Consider the following 14996-nt stretch of genomic DNA (forward strand, 5'->3'; position numbering starts at 1 on the left):
GACGAGGTTTAAAATGGGAAGCTCCGCTATTTTTTCTCCCCGCAAGACGGCACTGGCTCTGGCCGTAGCCCTGTTTTGCGCCTGGCAATCGCCGGTTTTCGCCCACGGCGGCGAAGCGCACATGGTGCCGATGGATAAAACACTGGCCGATTTTGGCGCTGATGTGCAATGGGATGACTACGCACAAGTTTTCACGCTGATTAAAGACGGCGCGTACGTTAAAGTGAAACCGGGCGCTAAAACCGCGATCGTCAACGGCCAGACGCTGAATCTGCAGGTGCCGGTAGTGATGAAAGACAACAAAGCCTGGGTTTCTGATACCTTCATTAATGACGTATTCCAGTCTGGTCTGGATCAAACCTTCCAGGTAGAAAAAGCCCCTCACCCCCTCAACGCGCTGAGCGCGGATGAAATCAAGCAAGCCGTTGAGATAGTCAAAGCATCGCCAGATTTTAAACCGAATACCCGTTTTACCGAGATCTCACTGCGCTCGCCTGAGAAAGCCGCCGTGTGGGCCTTTGCACTGGAAGGCAAAGCCGTGACAGAACCGCGTAAAGCGGATGTCATCATGCTGGATGGCAAACACATCATCGAAGGCGTGGTTGATCTGCAAAATAAAAAGATTCTCTCCTGGCAGGCCATCAAAGACGCGCACGGCATGGTGCTGATTGATGACTTTGCCAGCGTGCAAAACATCATTAACGCCAGCACAGAATATGCTGAAGCACTGAAAAAACGCGGCATCAACGATCCTAAAAAAGCCATTACCACTCCGCTCACCGTGGGCTACTTTGACGGCAAAGACGGCCTTAAACAGGATGGACGCCTGCTGAAAGTGATCAGTTATCTGGATGTCGGCGACGGCAACTACTGGGCGCACCCGATTGAGAACCTGGTTGCGGTAGTTGACCTGGAACAGAAGAAGATTGTGAAGCTGGAAGAAGGCCCTGTGATCCCGGTGCCGATGGCCGCGCGCGCCTATGATGGGCGTGACCGCATTGCCCCGGCGGTGAAACCGCTGGATATCATTGAACCAGAAGGTAAAAACTACACCATCACTGGCGATATGATTCACTGGCGCAACTGGGATTTCCACCTGAGCATGAACTCTCGCGTCGGGCCGATGATCTCGACCGTCACCTTTAACGACAACGGCACCAAACGCAAAGTGATGTACGAAGGATCGCTGGGCGGGATGATTGTGCCTTACGGCGATCCGGATATCGGCTGGTACTTCAAAGCGTACCTGGATTCCGGTGACTACGGTATGGGTACCCTCACCTCGCCTATCGCGCGCGGCAAAGATGCGCCGTCTAACGCCGTACTGCTGAACGAGACCATCGCTGATTACACCGGCACCCCCACCGAGATCCCGCGCGCAATTGCTATTTTCGAACGCTATGCCGGGCCGGAGTATAAGCACCAGGAGATGGGCCAGCCGAACGTCAGCACCCAGCGTCGTGAGCTGGTTGTGCGCTGGATAAGTACCGTAGGCAACTATGACTACATTTTCGACTGGATCTTCCACGAAAATGGCACCATCGGTATCGATGCAGGTGCCACCGGTATTGAAGCAGTGAAAGGCGTGAAGGCCAAAACTATGCACGACCCAAGCGCGAAAGACGATACCCGTTACGGCACGCTGATCGACCATAATATTGTCGGCACCACGCATCAGCACATCTACAACTTCCGCCTCGACCTCGACGTTGACGGTGAGAACAACAGCCTGGTGGCAATGGATCCGGTAGTGAAACCAAATACCGCAGGCGGCCCGCGCACCAGTACCATGCAGATTAACGAGTACGGCATCAGTAATGAGAAGGACGCCGCGCAGAAATTTGACCCGGGTACCATTCGCCTGTTGAGCAATCCAAATAAAGAAAACCGCATGGGTAACCCGGTTTCCTATCAGATAATCCCGTATGCAGGCGGCACGCATCCGGTTGCCAAAGGCGCACAGTTCTCTCCAGACGAGTGGATTTATCATCGCCTGAGCTTTATGGATAAACAGCTGTGGGTGACGCGCTATCATCCGGACGAGCGCTTCCCGGAAGGGAAATACCCGAACCGTTCAACGCACGACACCGGGCTCGGTCAGTACACCAAAGACAATGAGTCGCTGGACAACACCGATACGGTCGTGTGGATGACGACCGGCACCACGCACGTCGCCCGCGCCGAAGAGTGGCCGATCATGCCAACGGAATGGGTGCATACGCTGCTGAAACCGTGGAACTTCTTTGATGAAACGCCAACGCTGGGGGCGACGAAAGAGAAGTGATGGAGTGAGTTGCAGGAACGGCGCTTTGCGCCGTTTCTGATTGTTGACGCTGTGCGCTTTGTTGATGCCGGATGCGGCGTAAACGCCTTATCCGGCCTACATAATATTCCAGAAAACCCGTAGGCCGGATAAGCGTAGCGCATCCGGCACACTTAGCTCGCCAATGCCCGGAGCAAACACCTCCGGGCACAACATCAATTATTAATACCGCACACACACCGATTTCGTTTCACACCAGCCATCCAGCCAGTCCGGCCCGAAGTCGCGTCCGGTGCCCGACTGCTTCATCCCGCCAAACGGCAGGTTGGCATCGATTAAGGTGTGGCTGTTGACCCATACTGTGCCAGCTTCTAAGCGGTCGCCATATTCCAGCGCCTGTGACAGATTTTGCGTCCAGACGCTGGCGGTCAGGCCATATTCGGTGTCATTCGCCAGGCGCAGCGCTTCTTCGCCATCAGCGACGCGTACCAGGTTTACCACCGGGCCAAAGACTTCTTCACGGGTTAAACGCAGCTTCGCGTCCGGGTTAACCACCAGCGTCGGCGCAACATAGTAACCGTCGCCCGCCGGGCCGTTTGCGCCGCGAATCAGCTCGGCATTATGCGCCTGAGCATCATCAAGGAATGAGAGCACTTTATCGCAATGCAGGCGCGATACCAGCGGGTTGATGTGCGCCGAGGGTGACATGCCCGGCCCCACCTGCAACGACTTCACCGCCTGCTCAAAACCGCTGACCAGCGTGTCGAACAGCGGCGCTTCGATATAAATGCGCGAACTGGCGGCACACACCTGGCCTTGGTTGAGGAAACTCCCGGTCATCAGGCCTTCAATCACCCACTCCGGGTTGGCATCTTTCAGCACAATCGCCGGATTTTTACCACCCAGCTCCAACGTCACGCGGGTCAGACGATCGGCAGCGGTACGCGCGATCTGCTTGCCCGTTGCGGTCGAGCCGGTAAAGCTCACTTTCGCCACATGGGGATGTGACGTCAGCGCCGCGCCACACACTGCACCAGACCCCGTCACCACGTTAAATACACCTTCCGGGATCCCCGCTTCCACCGCCAGCTCAGCCACGCGCAGCATGGTGAGCGGCGTAGTTTCCGACGGTTTGATCACGATAGAACAGCCGGCCGCCAGCGCGGGCATCACCTTCCACATACCAATCATCAGCGGGAAGTTCCACGGCACCACGCCCGCAACCACACCCACCGGCTCTCTACGCGTCCACGCCTGATAGCGTGCGCCCTGCGGCAATGGAATGGAGAGATCCAGTGTTTTACCGGCAATCTTCGTCGTCAGGCCTGCGGTGTAGCGCATCCAGTTGAGCGTGCATCCCACTTCAAACGCGCGGGAAATAGCAATGGATTTACCCTGCTCCAGCGTCTCCAGTTGTGCCAACTCTTCGCTATGCTGCTCAACCAGGTCGGCAAAGCGCAGCAGAATGCGTTCACGCTCGGCAGGTAAGCGCCCCGCCCATACGCGCGACACAAACGCTTTCCACGCCGACATCACCGCGAGGTCAACATCCGCCTCGCTGGCATCGGCAGTCGAGGAAATGGCCTGCCCGGTCGCCGGGTTAAAAATCGTCAGCCGTTTATCGCTCTGTGACGGCACCTGCTGGCCATCGATCCAGAGACCGTGCTGGCGGTCGAGAAATTGTTGTACGTTATTAAGTACCGCTACGTTTGCCTCTGACATAGATTTTCCTTATTACTTACCCATCGTGATTTCAGTCTACTCACTCTGTGACAATGGCGCTTTTATCCCCGTGACATTCGCTTTGTCTGCTGTGACAGGCTCCGCAAATAGCGACAATAGTCGACTCTCCCTCTATAACTTGTGAGACTTCTTTCCTATAGTCAGCGTCATTAGCTTCGTTTAGCGCAACATAAATGCAACACTGATAAAACATTTAACAGAGCGATAAAGAGCCATGACCCCCGTTGTAAATCGTGAATTTGAGCAGTGGCTGAACCAGATTAATCAGGTATGCGGCAATTTTGCCGGGAATCCGTTGGCGGACAATTTTGTCGGCAAACTGGAAACCAGCTATGCCAAAGGGTTGAAACTCAGCACCGTCACCACCCGTGGCGCATCGCTTTTTCGCACCTCGCAGGAAATTAAAGGAGGTGATGACGCCTGGTTTTATACGGTGTTTCAGTTGAGTGGCCAGGCCATGATGGAGCAGGACGCGCGTCAGGTGGTGATTGGCGCGGGCGATATCTCTCTGATTGACGCCTCTCGCCCGTGCTCGCTGTACTGGGAACAGGATTCGCGACAAATTTCACTTCTGCTGCCGCGCCCTCTGCTGGAGCAGCATTTTCCACATCAGAAGATCGGCTGCGCCGAGCGCTTGCCCTCTAACCTGCCAATGGTACAGTTGAGCCACAGCCTGTTGCAGGAGAGCATGAACAACACGGCGATGTCGGAGAGTGAAAGCGAAGCCGCATTACAGGCGATGGTGTGCCTGCTGCGCCCGGTGCTGCATCAGCGTGAATCCACCCCGCCGCGCCGCGAGCGCCAGTTTCAAAAGGTCGTCACGCTGATTGACGATAATATTCGTGAAGAGACGTTGCGCCCGGAATGGATCGCTGGTGAGACGGGAATGTCGGTGCGCAGTCTGTACCGCATGTTTGCCGATAAGGGGCTCGTCGTCGCGCAGTATATTCGCAACCGTCGCCTCGATTTTTGCGCCGAGGCGATTCGTCACGCCGGGGAAGATGAAAAACTGGCCGGAATTGGTTTTAACTGGGGTTTCACCGACCAGAGCCATTTTTCAACGGCCTTTAAGCAGCGTTTTGGCCTAACCCCAGGGGAATACCGCCGTAAGAGCCGCTGATTACTTACGCATCCACTTGCCGTTCAGCCCCTGCACATACTCACCGGGCTGCGCTTTAGCGATCAACTTTTTGCCCGCCAGTTTTGCCACTTCATCGACCGGAATATTGTTGGTTTCCGCCAGTTGCTGATAACTCTGGCTTCTCGCCTGATTGATGTTTTGCACCAGTGTGACCGTCTCTTTATCCTGCTTTAAGGCCGCGATATAACCGCTTTGCGTCTCACCGACGCGCCCCTGTTGGCGGGCTTCATTCAGGGTCAGCGCCATCGCTTGTACGCTGAAAAGCCCCAGCGCCAGCAGTGCCCATATGCGTTTTTTCATCATCCTGACCTCAGAACAAATCGCTGCGTGATTTCAGTAGGTTTTCCACGTCTTTATCGACTTTAATGTGGATCTCATGCTCGATTTTCACATTCATATTGATGGTTATCGGCTCTTTTGGCGCGGCCACTTCAATGCGTGGCGTGCAGCCCGACAGCAGGGTGGTTGCCAGCAAACTCAGCATGGCGATGGTGATTTTCATTATTGCTCCTTACATTCCTTGCCGCCGTCACACCGCGATACCGGAAGCGTCGCGTGTTGCTCAAGCCATGACTGAAGATTGTCGCCAAAGCGCAGGCTTCGCCACAAATCAAAAACGTTTTCATGATGCGTGTAATTTAAATGCACCGTGTTACTTTTGCCATCAACACGACTGGTGCCACTGATTCTCGCGTCCAGGGTCAGCATCCCGAGGTTATCTAAATTGATTTTCGTCCACGAGCGGGAAATTTCCATATAGCGCAGCCAGTTGATGGCCGCGCCAGCAGCGATATTATCCTCGACAATCGCATCCGCCATGTCTTTATCGACACGCAGCGTCATCGGGCCGGGATTATTCAGCCAGCCGTCTTTGATTATCCATTTGTCGTTATTTAGCCACAACGGTAGCGCGCCGTTCACCGCCCCCGACATGGCGAACTGCTTGGTATTTACCGCACTAACCAGCTCGCTGGTTGAGATATTTTGCAGGCGCAGCAGCGCCGGATCATGTTGCGGCATGCGAAGCTGTTGCATGGTGAGTTTTCCGCCCAGAATATCGACGCTGACGTTGCTTAACTGGAGTGGCGATGCCTCGCTGTACGGCCAGGTGCCCTGTAAATCGGCGGTGACGTTTTTCGCCGTGACCTGGTTGACGATTTCGGCGATACGCAGTGAGACGGGGTGACGCGTGCCTAAATCCCAGACGCCCTCTTTAAAGCGGAACGGTAGCACAAAATCAACGCCGTTCACCTGGTTATCCGGCATCCAGGCGCTACCGCCCTTCAGCACGCCGTGTCCGCCCGCTTCAAAACCTTGCCCGGCGGCGGCGGAAAACGCCACCTGCGCATAAAGCTCGCCATCGCGCAGCGCCATTTTGAGATCAGGCGGAACGAGCGGCTGGAAGACAGTTAACGACTGCTTCGGCCACCACGCCTGACCGCGCAGACGTTCGCCATCCCAGCGGCCACTGAGCTGTATCGGGCCAATCGCCTGCGCGCGCAGATTACCTTTGAACAGGAAAAATGTCGGGTCGCGCCCGTCAACGCTGAATTTGAACGTCGATGGCGGCAGAACGCTGCCCCCGGTAAAGGTGGTTTCTGCAGCATCCAGTGAGAGCGCGCCTTTAAAGGAGGGGTGCTGTTCATCACGCTCCCAGTGGATGGGCTCCTCCAGCACCAGACGCGGCTTCGCCATCGTCATGGTGCCGTACTGCAATTTATCGAACCCGGTGGAGAGCGTATTGAGCACGATTGCGCTATCGCGCCACATGCCGGTGCCCTTCACGTCCCAGCGCGCCTGCATCGGCGTAAAGTGTCCATCGCCCCAGTAGCGCCACGCCCAGGTGCCTTTATCCGGCAAAAAGTTGTCGGCTTTACCGTCGAGATGCAGAACAAAATCCCCTGCCGCGTCTTCGTGGGCTTTTAAAATCGCCTGTAAGCGGCCATCCACCCCCTGTCGCGCAACTTTGACCCCCGCCAGCGGCCAGCGAATGTCGTCGATGTTCAGAGAGTCAATAATTCGGCCCCGCGAGCGCAGCAGCGCGCCGGGCAGGAAGGTCAGTGTTGGGTCGGTGAGCGTACCCTTCAGATGCGCAGGCAGCACCGCATAAAGAATTAAATCCCCCTGCTTGGCTTCGCCCGTTAGCTGCAACGGCATATCGCTATTGTCCATGCTGAGTTTGCCGGGGCCAATGGTCAGCACGGCGTTGCCCTTACCCGCATCGCCTGAAGTCAGTATGTTCAGGCGGCCGGCGATTTGCATCTGCTCCAGTCCTTTCTGCCATTCATCAATTTTCAGACCCACGCGCCCGCTGAGCGGAATGCCTTCCTGAAACGGCCAGCTCCAGCGGCCATCGCTCAGGGTGAGTTGCTGCTCGGTGAGCGTCCATGGAAGATCAAGCAACGGATCCGGTTCGCCGCGCGCCATCGCCAGTAACTGGCCCTGATTACCGTTCCAGTCCAGTTCTGCATCCACCAGCGGGGAGACCTGTGGCAACTGGAACGTCGATTCAACATGTCCTTGCACCGGTAAACCTTCCGGTACCAGCGGCATGGTAAATTTCCCCACCAGTTTCAGCGGCGGTTCATTGTCCATCACCTGCGCTTCAAACTGGCTGACAGTCAAGGCTTGCCCTTCAAGGCGTGCACTGAGCTTCGCGTCCGGCCCGTCATAATGAATTTCCTGACGCTGCGGCGTCAGAGAAAGTGCAAGCTTGCCCTGCCATTTTTCCCATGGAGCCAGGCGCAGATTATCAATGGTAAGCCAGGTGTTCGGCAGCATTGACTGCCACTCTGCCAGCGTACGCGGCGCGCCGGGGACGGCATCTGTCTGCGGCAGTTTGCTAAAGCAGGCGGAATCGATGTTGACGCTACCGGCATGCAACTGCCAGCGGCTGGGATGCGACAGAGAAACGTTCTCCAGACGCGCCAGTGTGCAATCACCGGCAAAATATCTCAGGTCAGGGATCTGGAGCCCGCTGCGGGTAAATTTGGGGCTTTGTTCAAAAGCGATACGGGTTCCGGTCGGTAGCCAGATCCCGACGAGCGTCGGCACCCAGTAACCCAGCGTCATCGCCAGGGTTAACGGCAGCAGAATAATAAGCAGAAGAAGCGCTAAAGCGGCTTTGTATTTACCCTTCATGGGTTAATTAATATCCAGATTTATCAAGCGTAAAAGCCGTGTATGACCAATATTGTGTCATGCCAGACCTGATAGATAAAGCTTACGTGCATTAATAGCGTAGCCTGCGCTGGCGAAACGGGAGTATTTAAGTTGAAACTTACCGCGTGAGCCACATATAGAGAGAAGCGTTTTTATCAAATGCAAACCGAATCAGAACCGGAGATTATTATTTGATACGGAAAAGAATAAAGGTCTTATACTGACCTTCAGGATCGTCTCTATCAGACTGGTTATCAACTATTTTTTATAAATTGTAAGATAATTTTAGCCATGCTAATCTGGCTCAAAAATCACCGGAGAAAAGTCTTATGAAAATCGCCGTATATAGCACAAAGCAGTACGACAAAAAGTACCTGCAAAATGTGAATGAGGCTTATGGCTTTGAGCTTGAATTTTTCGACTTTCTGTTAACGGAAAAAACCGCCAAAACGGCCCACGGCTGCGAAGCGGTGTGTATTTTCGTCAATGATGACGGCAGCCGCCCGGTGCTGGAAGAGTTGAAGAAAAATGGCGTTAAGTACATCGCCCTGCGCTGTGCGGGCTTTAACAACGTCGATCTCGATGCGGCTAAAGAGCTTGGCCTGCGCGTGGTGCGCGTTCCGGCCTATTCACCGGAAGCGGTAGCTGAACACGCCATCGGCATGATGATGACGCTGAACCGCCGTATTCACCGCGCGTATCAGCGTACCCGTGACGCCAACTTCTCGCTGGAAGGATTAACCGGATTCACCATGTACGGTAAAACCGCTGGGGTGATTGGTACCGGGAAAATCGGTATTGCGGCACTGCGCATTCTTAAAGGTTTCGGCATGCGTCTGCTGGCGTTCGACCCGTATCCGAGCGCTGCTGCACTGGAACTGGGCGTTGAATATGTCGACCTGGCGACGCTGTTTTCTCAATCGGACGTTATCTCCCTGCACTGCCCACTGACGCCAGAAAACTATCATCTACTGAACGCCGATGCGTTTGCGCAGATGAAAGACGGCGTGATGATCGTCAACACCAGTCGTGGTGCGCTGATTGATTCTCAGGCTGCGATTGATGCGCTGAAAAACCAGAAAATTGGCTCGCTGGGGATGGACGTGTACGAGAACGAACGCGATCTGTTCTTCGAAGATAAGTCTAACGACGTGATTCAGGATGACGTGTTCCGTCGCTTGTCTGCCTGCCATAACGTGCTGTTTACCGGCCACCAGGCTTTCCTGACCGCCGAAGCACTGACCAGCATTTCTGAAACCACGCTGGAAAACCTGCGCCAGATCGACAAAGGCACAGATTGCCCGAACGCCCTGGCGTAAGTGCGCACCGTTTGCCGGGTAGCGTTTGCCCGGCAAACGAAGAGAACGCTTGTAGGCCGGATAAGGCACCGCCGTATCCGGCAGCCTTGTACAAGGCCCGATGCGCTACGCTTGTCGGGCCTACGTAAGAGCAGACGGCAATTCAACACGCCAGCCACTGCACTTCGCAGTCGCTTGTTCCGCAAAAAAGCAGACTTCGCTCCGGCATCTGTAGCCACCCCGCAGGAAACACCACATCACGTAAGTCGTCGCGCTTGCTCTCCCCCGGCAGGAAATCATCCCGACAGGCAATGATCTCGATTGGCGAACTTTCCCCATTGCGATAATCAAAGATAAACCTGGCCGCGTAGTAGTGGCGGTTCAGTTCCGAATCAAAATGCGCTACGTGCGCCAGCGCCTCTACTCGCCCATCTGGCAGTAAGCGGGCGCTGTTCACCCCGCACCAGTCCATACTCTCGACATGGTGCAGCAATGTGGCTTTCGTGATTGACGCCTCATTGAGATCGTTGAGTGACGCCACGATCGTCCAGCCAATCGTCCCGCGGCCGCCGATCGCCCCCTGAGGCCGGGTGAACACCAGTACACGTCGGTCGGGTAACGAGAGAAGCCGGATATCTTTCATTCCCCATGGCCCCGTTGCTATCAGATGCATTTGGGAGATTGACGGCCCGGCCCAGAACTGCGTTCGCCAGCGTACAGGCTGGTGAGATGTATCAAATTCCACTTCCACTCCGCCCATTACGAGCTGGTTGTCTACCCAGGCTACAAAGGGATCCTGAAGCGCAAAGCGTGGCGCATCCTCCAGCAATGATGCATCGTTATGACCATCCCATGCGAAGAAACAGACCAGCGACATTTCGCTCGTGCGCGCTTCCACACGTGCGGCAATCATCCACCGATCCGCGTCGCAAAACGGCACGGAGGGATTATAGACATCCATGCCTTTCACACCATGAAAGCGAATTTTTCCACATTTTCGCGGCGTTCGTTGCGCGAGATAGCGCTGATAGAGGCAGCTGACGCGGGCAACCATTACGCCAGCCTCAGATGACGCCACAATGCATCCAGCGGCCAGGTCGCCAGCGCGGTGCACTCATCCGCTGCGCCATACCACACGTGCAACACATCGTCACGCATCAGCGCCCCGCAGGTGAACACCACATTGCCAAAAAAGCCTTCCAGCTCGTACGGCGCGGCGGGCTCCAGCAAGGGCACCGGTGATTTCGCCAGAATTTTGGTGGGATCGTTTAGATCGAGCAGCAGCGCGCCGAGGCAGTAGCGCTGGTCAGCATCTACACCGTGATAAATTTCCAGCCAGCCGCGTTCGGTTTTTATAAGCGGCGCGCCGCCACCGGATTTGCGCGCATCCCACTCATCACCGGAGCGCCCAAGCAGGTGGCGATGATTGCCCCAGTGCAGCATATCCGGGGATTCGCAGATCCAGATTTCCGGGTGACCAAAGTGACACGGTGCCGGGCGGGTCAGCGCCATATAACGACCGTTCACTTTTTCCGGGAAGAAACAGACGTCGCGGTTATCCGGGCACAGGATCAGCCCTTTCTTCTCAACGGTGACAAAATCGCGCGTTGTCGCCAGCGCGGTAGAAATCCCAAGCGATGAAACCGCAGAATAATTAATATACCAGGTGCCTTCGATTTCAGTGATACGCGCATCCTCGCAGCCAAATTCTTCATACTGCGTGTTGGCGATAATAAAAGGATGATCGTCAATGGTGAAATGCACGCCATCATGGCTACGCGCCAGACGCAAATGCGACATAGACGTCAGCCAAACCTGCGCCCTGTCGCTTTTCAGCACAATGGTTCGTGGGTCGCTGAAGTCATAACGCTCGTCGCGTCTGTCAAATGCGGTGGTCGATTCCACCCAGCCCGCGTCTGTTTTTTCCAGCAACGGAACGACTATCAGATTGGGATCCTGGCTAATCACGCTTTCCGCAACGCGTAACAGCAGAATGATTTCATCGCCAAATTCGGTCACGCCGGTATTGAACACACATTCTACCTTTCTGCCCGGCTGCGAGGGCACGATGTCGGCCGGGGTAATCAGCGGGTTATTACTGTGCCTGTTCATAAACTCTCCTTTTAATTAAACAGTGATTCTTCCCAATTTCGGGGGCGTCATCGCCATACAGGATATCGGCGGCAACGGAATGCCAGGGGTTAGGGACTGACTCACCAAAATTAATGGCGACCCATACCTGTTCGCTGGCGCTGCGGCGTGTAAACCAGATACACGCATTGGTCAGCGCGAGCGGCCCCTGCTGACCGTGGATTAACGCCTCCGTTTGGCGGCGAAGGGTGATGAGGTGCTGATAGCGGTGCCAAAGTGATGCCTCGTCCATTTGCTGAGACCGGGCATTCAGCAGCGCGATATCGCCGTTGACGGGCATCCACGGCGCAACCGTTGAGAAACCGCCAAATGGCGCATCCCGCCAGGGAATGGGTGCACGTGATCCGTCACGGGAGTGCTCAAGCGCCAGCGTTAACGCCGTTTCGGGTGATTTTCCCGCGTCCAGCGCAGTCTGATAATGGGTGATCCCCTGGATATCAAACAATTGATCGGCGCGTTGCGCACGATAATCCGTAAGCCCAAGCTCCTCCCCCTGGAAAATAAAGGGCACGCCGCTAACGGTCAGTTGAAGCGCCAGTACGGCCAGCGCCCGCGCGGTATCGCGCTCGTTTTCACCAAAGCGACTGATCATGCGTGACATATCATGGCTGGAAAAAAAGAGCGTGGGCAGGCCGGATTGCTGCTCTAGTGTGGATTTCAGCGCCGCATAGAGATTGGCGACATTGAAGGTTTTCTGGCTGCCGATGTTGAAGTTAAACACCACGTCCATAAGCGTCGGGCGTTGATAACGCTTCAGTACGGTCAGGTCGTCGCTGCCAATCTCACCAATCAGGAAAAATTCCCCCTGCTGGCGAATATAACCACAAAGCCGTTCAAGGGTGGCGATAATACCGGGTTGGTTGATGTCGAATGCGTGTTTCTGTTCACCCTTTTCTTGCGGGTTATCAGCCAGCACACCGTCGGTGGTCAGGAAGTTAATCACGTCGAAGCGAAAACCATCGACGCCCTGCGCTATCCAGTAATCAATAACCCGATGAATCTCCTTCTCAACCTGCGGATTCGCCCAATTCAGGTCAACCTGCTGCGGGGCGAATTTATGGTAATAGTACTGGCCGGTATCGGGCTCAGCAGTCCACGCGCTTCCCGAGAAAAACGACTGCCAGTTATTAGGCTGGTCGCGAAAAATAAAGTAATCGCGATAGCGGCTCGCCGGGTTATTCCACGCATCCTTAAACCACGGATGTTCAGACGAAACGTGGTTCACCACCAGGTCAATAATGACGCGAATTCCCCGCGCATGGCAGCCAGCCACCAACTGGCGAAAATCGTCCATATTGCCAAAACGTTCATCGACCGCGCAGTAGTCGCTGATATCGTAGCCGTTATCCACCAGCGGTGATGGATAGAACGGCGTAATCCACACCGCACCTATGCCAAGCGACTGGAGATAATCAAGTTTTGAGATAAGGCCGGGGAAATCTCCCAGGCCATCGCCATTACCGTCACAGAAGGACGGCAAATAGATTTGATAGCAGGTGGCAGCCTGCCACCAGGGTTTACTTTCCATAGCATCTGCCCTATTTCAGTGACAACGACATTCCTTCGAGGAAGTATTTGCGAAACACAATAAACAGAATGACGACAGGCAACATTTGCACGACCGACCCCGCGAGCACCGGGCCGAGGTAAACACCATACGATTTACTGAATGTTGCCAGCAGCACGGAGAACGGCATTTTGTCCACTTCGCGCATCACGATAAGTGGCCACAGGAAGTTGTCCCACGAGCTGGAAAAAGTGAACAATGCCACGATCGCCAGAATGGATTTGTTCAGCGGCATCATCACGTGACGCAGGATCCCCCACAGGCTGGCGTGGTCGAGGCGTGCGGCGTAGAGATAATCGTTTGGCGTCCCTTTAAAGCTTTGTGACACCATGAAAATCCCCCACGCGCTCATGGCGTAAGGCAGGATCATCGCGCTATAGCTGTTGATAAGGCCCAGTTCCCGCATCAGCACAAACTGCGGGATGATGAACATAAAGACCGGGAACACCATCTGTACAATCAACAGGTTACGGAATGCATTTTTGCCACGAAACTCGGTTTTCGCCACCGCATAGCCCACCAGCATGGAGGTGATTGTCACGCAGGCGGTAATGGTTATTGAGACGAACAGCGAGTTGCATAACGTGCGTAAGAACGGCTTATCCGCACGATTGCTGTTATCAAACAGAAAGGTGTAATTTTCCAGCGTTAAATGGCCGGAGAACAGCCCGGTGGTATAGATTTCCGCCGTCGGTTTCAGCGACGAAATGACCATCCAGACAAATGGATAGAGCCAGGTAAGCGCCAGCAGAAACATCACGGCGTGGATTACAAGACTCAAAGGCGTGAGCTTTTTCATTCACACGATCTCAATATTTTTTTCGTACAGTTTGCGGAAGAGCCATATCGCCAGGAAGCTGCACGCCGCCACGATAATCGACATGGTCGCCGCCCAGGTGGGCTTCATCTTCTGGAACGCCACTTCGTACATCACTACCATCGGGCTGGTGGTGCTGTTAAGCGGCCCGCCACCGGTAATCAGGTAGGGTTCGGTAAAAATGGCGAAGGCGACGGTCATGGCGAGCACCACGACCATCACGATTTGCGCATTCATCATCGGTAACGTAATTGCCCAACTCTGTTTGAATTTTCCGGTTTTATCTAACAGTGCCGCACTGTAAATATCTTTTGGAATTGCCAGCATGCCGGAATAAAGAATAAGCCCGTAGTAGCCGACAAATTTCCAGGTCACGATCAGCGCAATAGATAACATCGCACAATCCGGGTTGGTAAACCACGGAACCGAGACGCCCGCCCATTCACGTAAAAATTGATTTACCGGGCCGTATTCACTAAACAATTTAGAAAAAACGATGGAGTAAGCCACACCCGATGAGATATTTGCCAACAAAAAGCTCAGGGCAATAAATGATTTGCCATATTTAATTCTTTTCAACCCCGCGGCGAAAAGCATGGAAGAGATAAATACAATCGGCAGATACCACATCAGGAAACGACAGACGTTCCACATCGATTGCCAAAATAATTTATCCTGCATCACGCCAAAGAGATTTTGCAGGCCAATAAATTTCGGCGTACCAATAAATTGCCACTGGGTCACGCTGAGAACCGCCAGCCAGGCCAGCGGATAAAACCAGAATAACAGCGAATATCCAATCCAGGTGGAGGCCAAAAGGCCTCCGGTGCGGGAATCATATCCAGCCATGACTT

At 54.6% G+C, this 14996-nt stretch carries 12 protein-coding genes; 3 read left to right on the forward strand and 9 right to left on the reverse strand.

Annotated features, from left to right (window positions below; genetic code table 11):
• The first annotated feature begins 13 nt into the window (after nt 1-13).
• Nucleotides 14-2284, forward strand: coding sequence for a primary-amine oxidase (gene tynA / locus DBY68_RS03930; protein WP_108474139.1), 2271 nt, complete (start codon nt 14-16; stop codon nt 2282-2284).
• A gap of 201 nt (nt 2285-2485) precedes the next feature.
• On the opposite strand, the gene DBY68_RS03935 is transcribed toward tynA, so the two are convergent.
• Nucleotides 2486-3985: an aldehyde dehydrogenase family protein gene (locus tag DBY68_RS03935; protein WP_108474138.1), complete on the reverse strand. Its 1500-nt coding sequence runs from the start codon at nt 3983-3985 to the stop codon at nt 2486-2488.
• Nucleotides 3986-4220: 235 nt separating this feature from the next.
• On the opposite strand from DBY68_RS03935, the gene feaR reads away from it, so the two are divergent.
• Nucleotides 4221-5126, forward strand: a complete 906-nt coding sequence (gene feaR / locus DBY68_RS03940) for a transcriptional regulator FeaR (RefSeq protein ID WP_108474137.1) — start codon at nt 4221-4223, stop codon at nt 5124-5126.
• Here the strand turns inward: feaR and DBY68_RS03945 are convergent, their stop codons facing one another.
• From DBY68_RS03945 to DBY68_RS03955, 3 genes are read right to left on the reverse strand one after another with little or no spacing between them, the layout of a single operon-like run.
• A complete protein-coding gene (locus DBY68_RS03945) occupies nt 5127-5450 on the reverse strand; it encodes a YdbL family protein (protein WP_108474136.1) in 324 nt (107 codons plus the stop codon).
• Between the two features lie 7 nt (nt 5451-5457).
• Entirely contained in the window at nt 5458-5649 is a 192-nt protein-coding gene (locus DBY68_RS03950) for a YnbE family lipoprotein (RefSeq protein WP_108474135.1), read from the reverse strand.
• Nucleotides 5649-8288, reverse strand: a complete 2640-nt coding sequence (locus DBY68_RS03955) for a YdbH family protein (RefSeq protein WP_108474134.1) — start codon at nt 8286-8288, stop codon at nt 5649-5651. The genes DBY68_RS03950 and DBY68_RS03955 overlap by 1 nt, the downstream gene beginning before the upstream one ends.
• Before the next feature lie 350 nt (nt 8289-8638).
• Here DBY68_RS03955 and DBY68_RS03960 point away from each other — a divergent pair, with 350 nt between their 5' ends.
• Nucleotides 8639-9628 (forward strand): 2-hydroxyacid dehydrogenase, encoded by a 990-nt coding sequence (locus DBY68_RS03960; protein ID WP_108474133.1) that lies wholly within the window; start codon nt 8639-8641, stop codon nt 9626-9628.
• Between the two features lie 142 nt (nt 9629-9770).
• Here DBY68_RS03960 and DBY68_RS03965 read toward each other — a convergent pair whose 3' ends face one another.
• Genes DBY68_RS03965 through DBY68_RS03985 form a run of 5 tightly spaced genes read right to left on the reverse strand, consistent with a single transcriptional unit; the run spans nt 9771 to nt 14991 of the window.
• Nucleotides 9771-10685: a DUF1861 family protein gene (locus DBY68_RS03965; protein ID WP_146745432.1), complete on the reverse strand. Its 915-nt coding sequence runs from the start codon at nt 10683-10685 to the stop codon at nt 9771-9773.
• A complete protein-coding gene (locus DBY68_RS03970) occupies nt 10661-11719 on the reverse strand; it encodes a glycoside hydrolase family 130 protein (RefSeq protein ID WP_108474131.1) in 1059 nt (352 codons plus the stop codon). The genes DBY68_RS03965 and DBY68_RS03970 overlap by 25 nt, the downstream gene beginning before the upstream one ends.
• The gene (locus tag DBY68_RS03975) at nt 11703-13286 is read right to left on the reverse strand and encodes an alpha-glucosidase (RefSeq protein WP_108474130.1); all 1584 of its coding nucleotides are present in this window, start codon (nt 13284-13286) and stop codon (nt 11703-11705) included. Before DBY68_RS03975 ends, DBY68_RS03970 begins: the two co-directional genes overlap by 17 nt.
• Nucleotides 13287-13296: 10 nt before the next feature.
• Nucleotides 13297-14124, reverse strand: coding sequence for a carbohydrate ABC transporter permease (locus DBY68_RS03980; RefSeq protein WP_108474129.1), 828 nt, complete (start codon nt 14122-14124; stop codon nt 13297-13299).
• Nucleotides 14125-14991 (reverse strand): sugar ABC transporter permease, encoded by an 867-nt coding sequence (locus tag DBY68_RS03985; protein WP_108474128.1) that lies wholly within the window; start codon nt 14989-14991, stop codon nt 14125-14127.
• Between the last annotated feature and the right edge of the window lie 5 nt (nt 14992-14996).

The sequence above is a fragment of the Pseudocitrobacter sp. RIT415 genome (assembly GCF_003057695.2).
Classification (GTDB): domain Bacteria; phylum Pseudomonadota; class Gammaproteobacteria; order Enterobacterales; family Enterobacteriaceae; genus Pseudocitrobacter; species Pseudocitrobacter faecalis.

Bases quoted from the DNA above. Each gene is read 5' to 3' on its own strand.
- DBY68_RS03935 (WP_108474138.1), bottom strand. From the start codon at position 3,985: ATGTCAGAGGCAAACGTAGCGGTACTTAATAACGTACAACAATTTCTC.
- DBY68_RS03950 (WP_108474135.1), bottom strand. From the start codon at position 5,649: ATGAAAATCACCATCGCCATGCTGAGTTTGCTGGCAACCACCCTGCTG.
- DBY68_RS03960 (WP_108474133.1), top strand. From the start codon at position 8,639: ATGAAAATCGCCGTATATAGCACAAAGCAGTACGACAAAAAGTACCTG.
- DBY68_RS03970 (WP_108474131.1), bottom strand. From the start codon at position 11,719: ATGAACAGGCACAGTAATAACCCGCTGATTACCCCGGCCGACATCGTG.
- DBY68_RS03955 (WP_108474134.1), bottom strand. From the start codon at position 8,288: ATGAAGGGTAAATACAAAGCCGCTTTAGCGCTTCTTCTGCTTATTATT.
- DBY68_RS03985 (WP_108474128.1), bottom strand. From the start codon at position 14,991: ATGGCTGGATATGATTCCCGCACCGGAGGCCTTTTGGCCTCCACCTGG.
- DBY68_RS03980 (WP_108474129.1), bottom strand. From the start codon at position 14,124: ATGAAAAAGCTCACGCCTTTGAGTCTTGTAATCCACGCCGTGATGTTT.
- DBY68_RS03975 (WP_108474130.1), bottom strand. From the start codon at position 13,286: ATGGAAAGTAAACCCTGGTGGCAGGCTGCCACCTGCTATCAAATCTAT.
- feaR (WP_108474137.1), top strand. From the start codon at position 4,221: ATGACCCCCGTTGTAAATCGTGAATTTGAGCAGTGGCTGAACCAGATT.
- tynA (WP_108474139.1), top strand. From the start codon at position 14: ATGGGAAGCTCCGCTATTTTTTCTCCCCGCAAGACGGCACTGGCTCTG.
- DBY68_RS03945 (WP_108474136.1), bottom strand. From the start codon at position 5,450: ATGATGAAAAAACGCATATGGGCACTGCTGGCGCTGGGGCTTTTCAGC.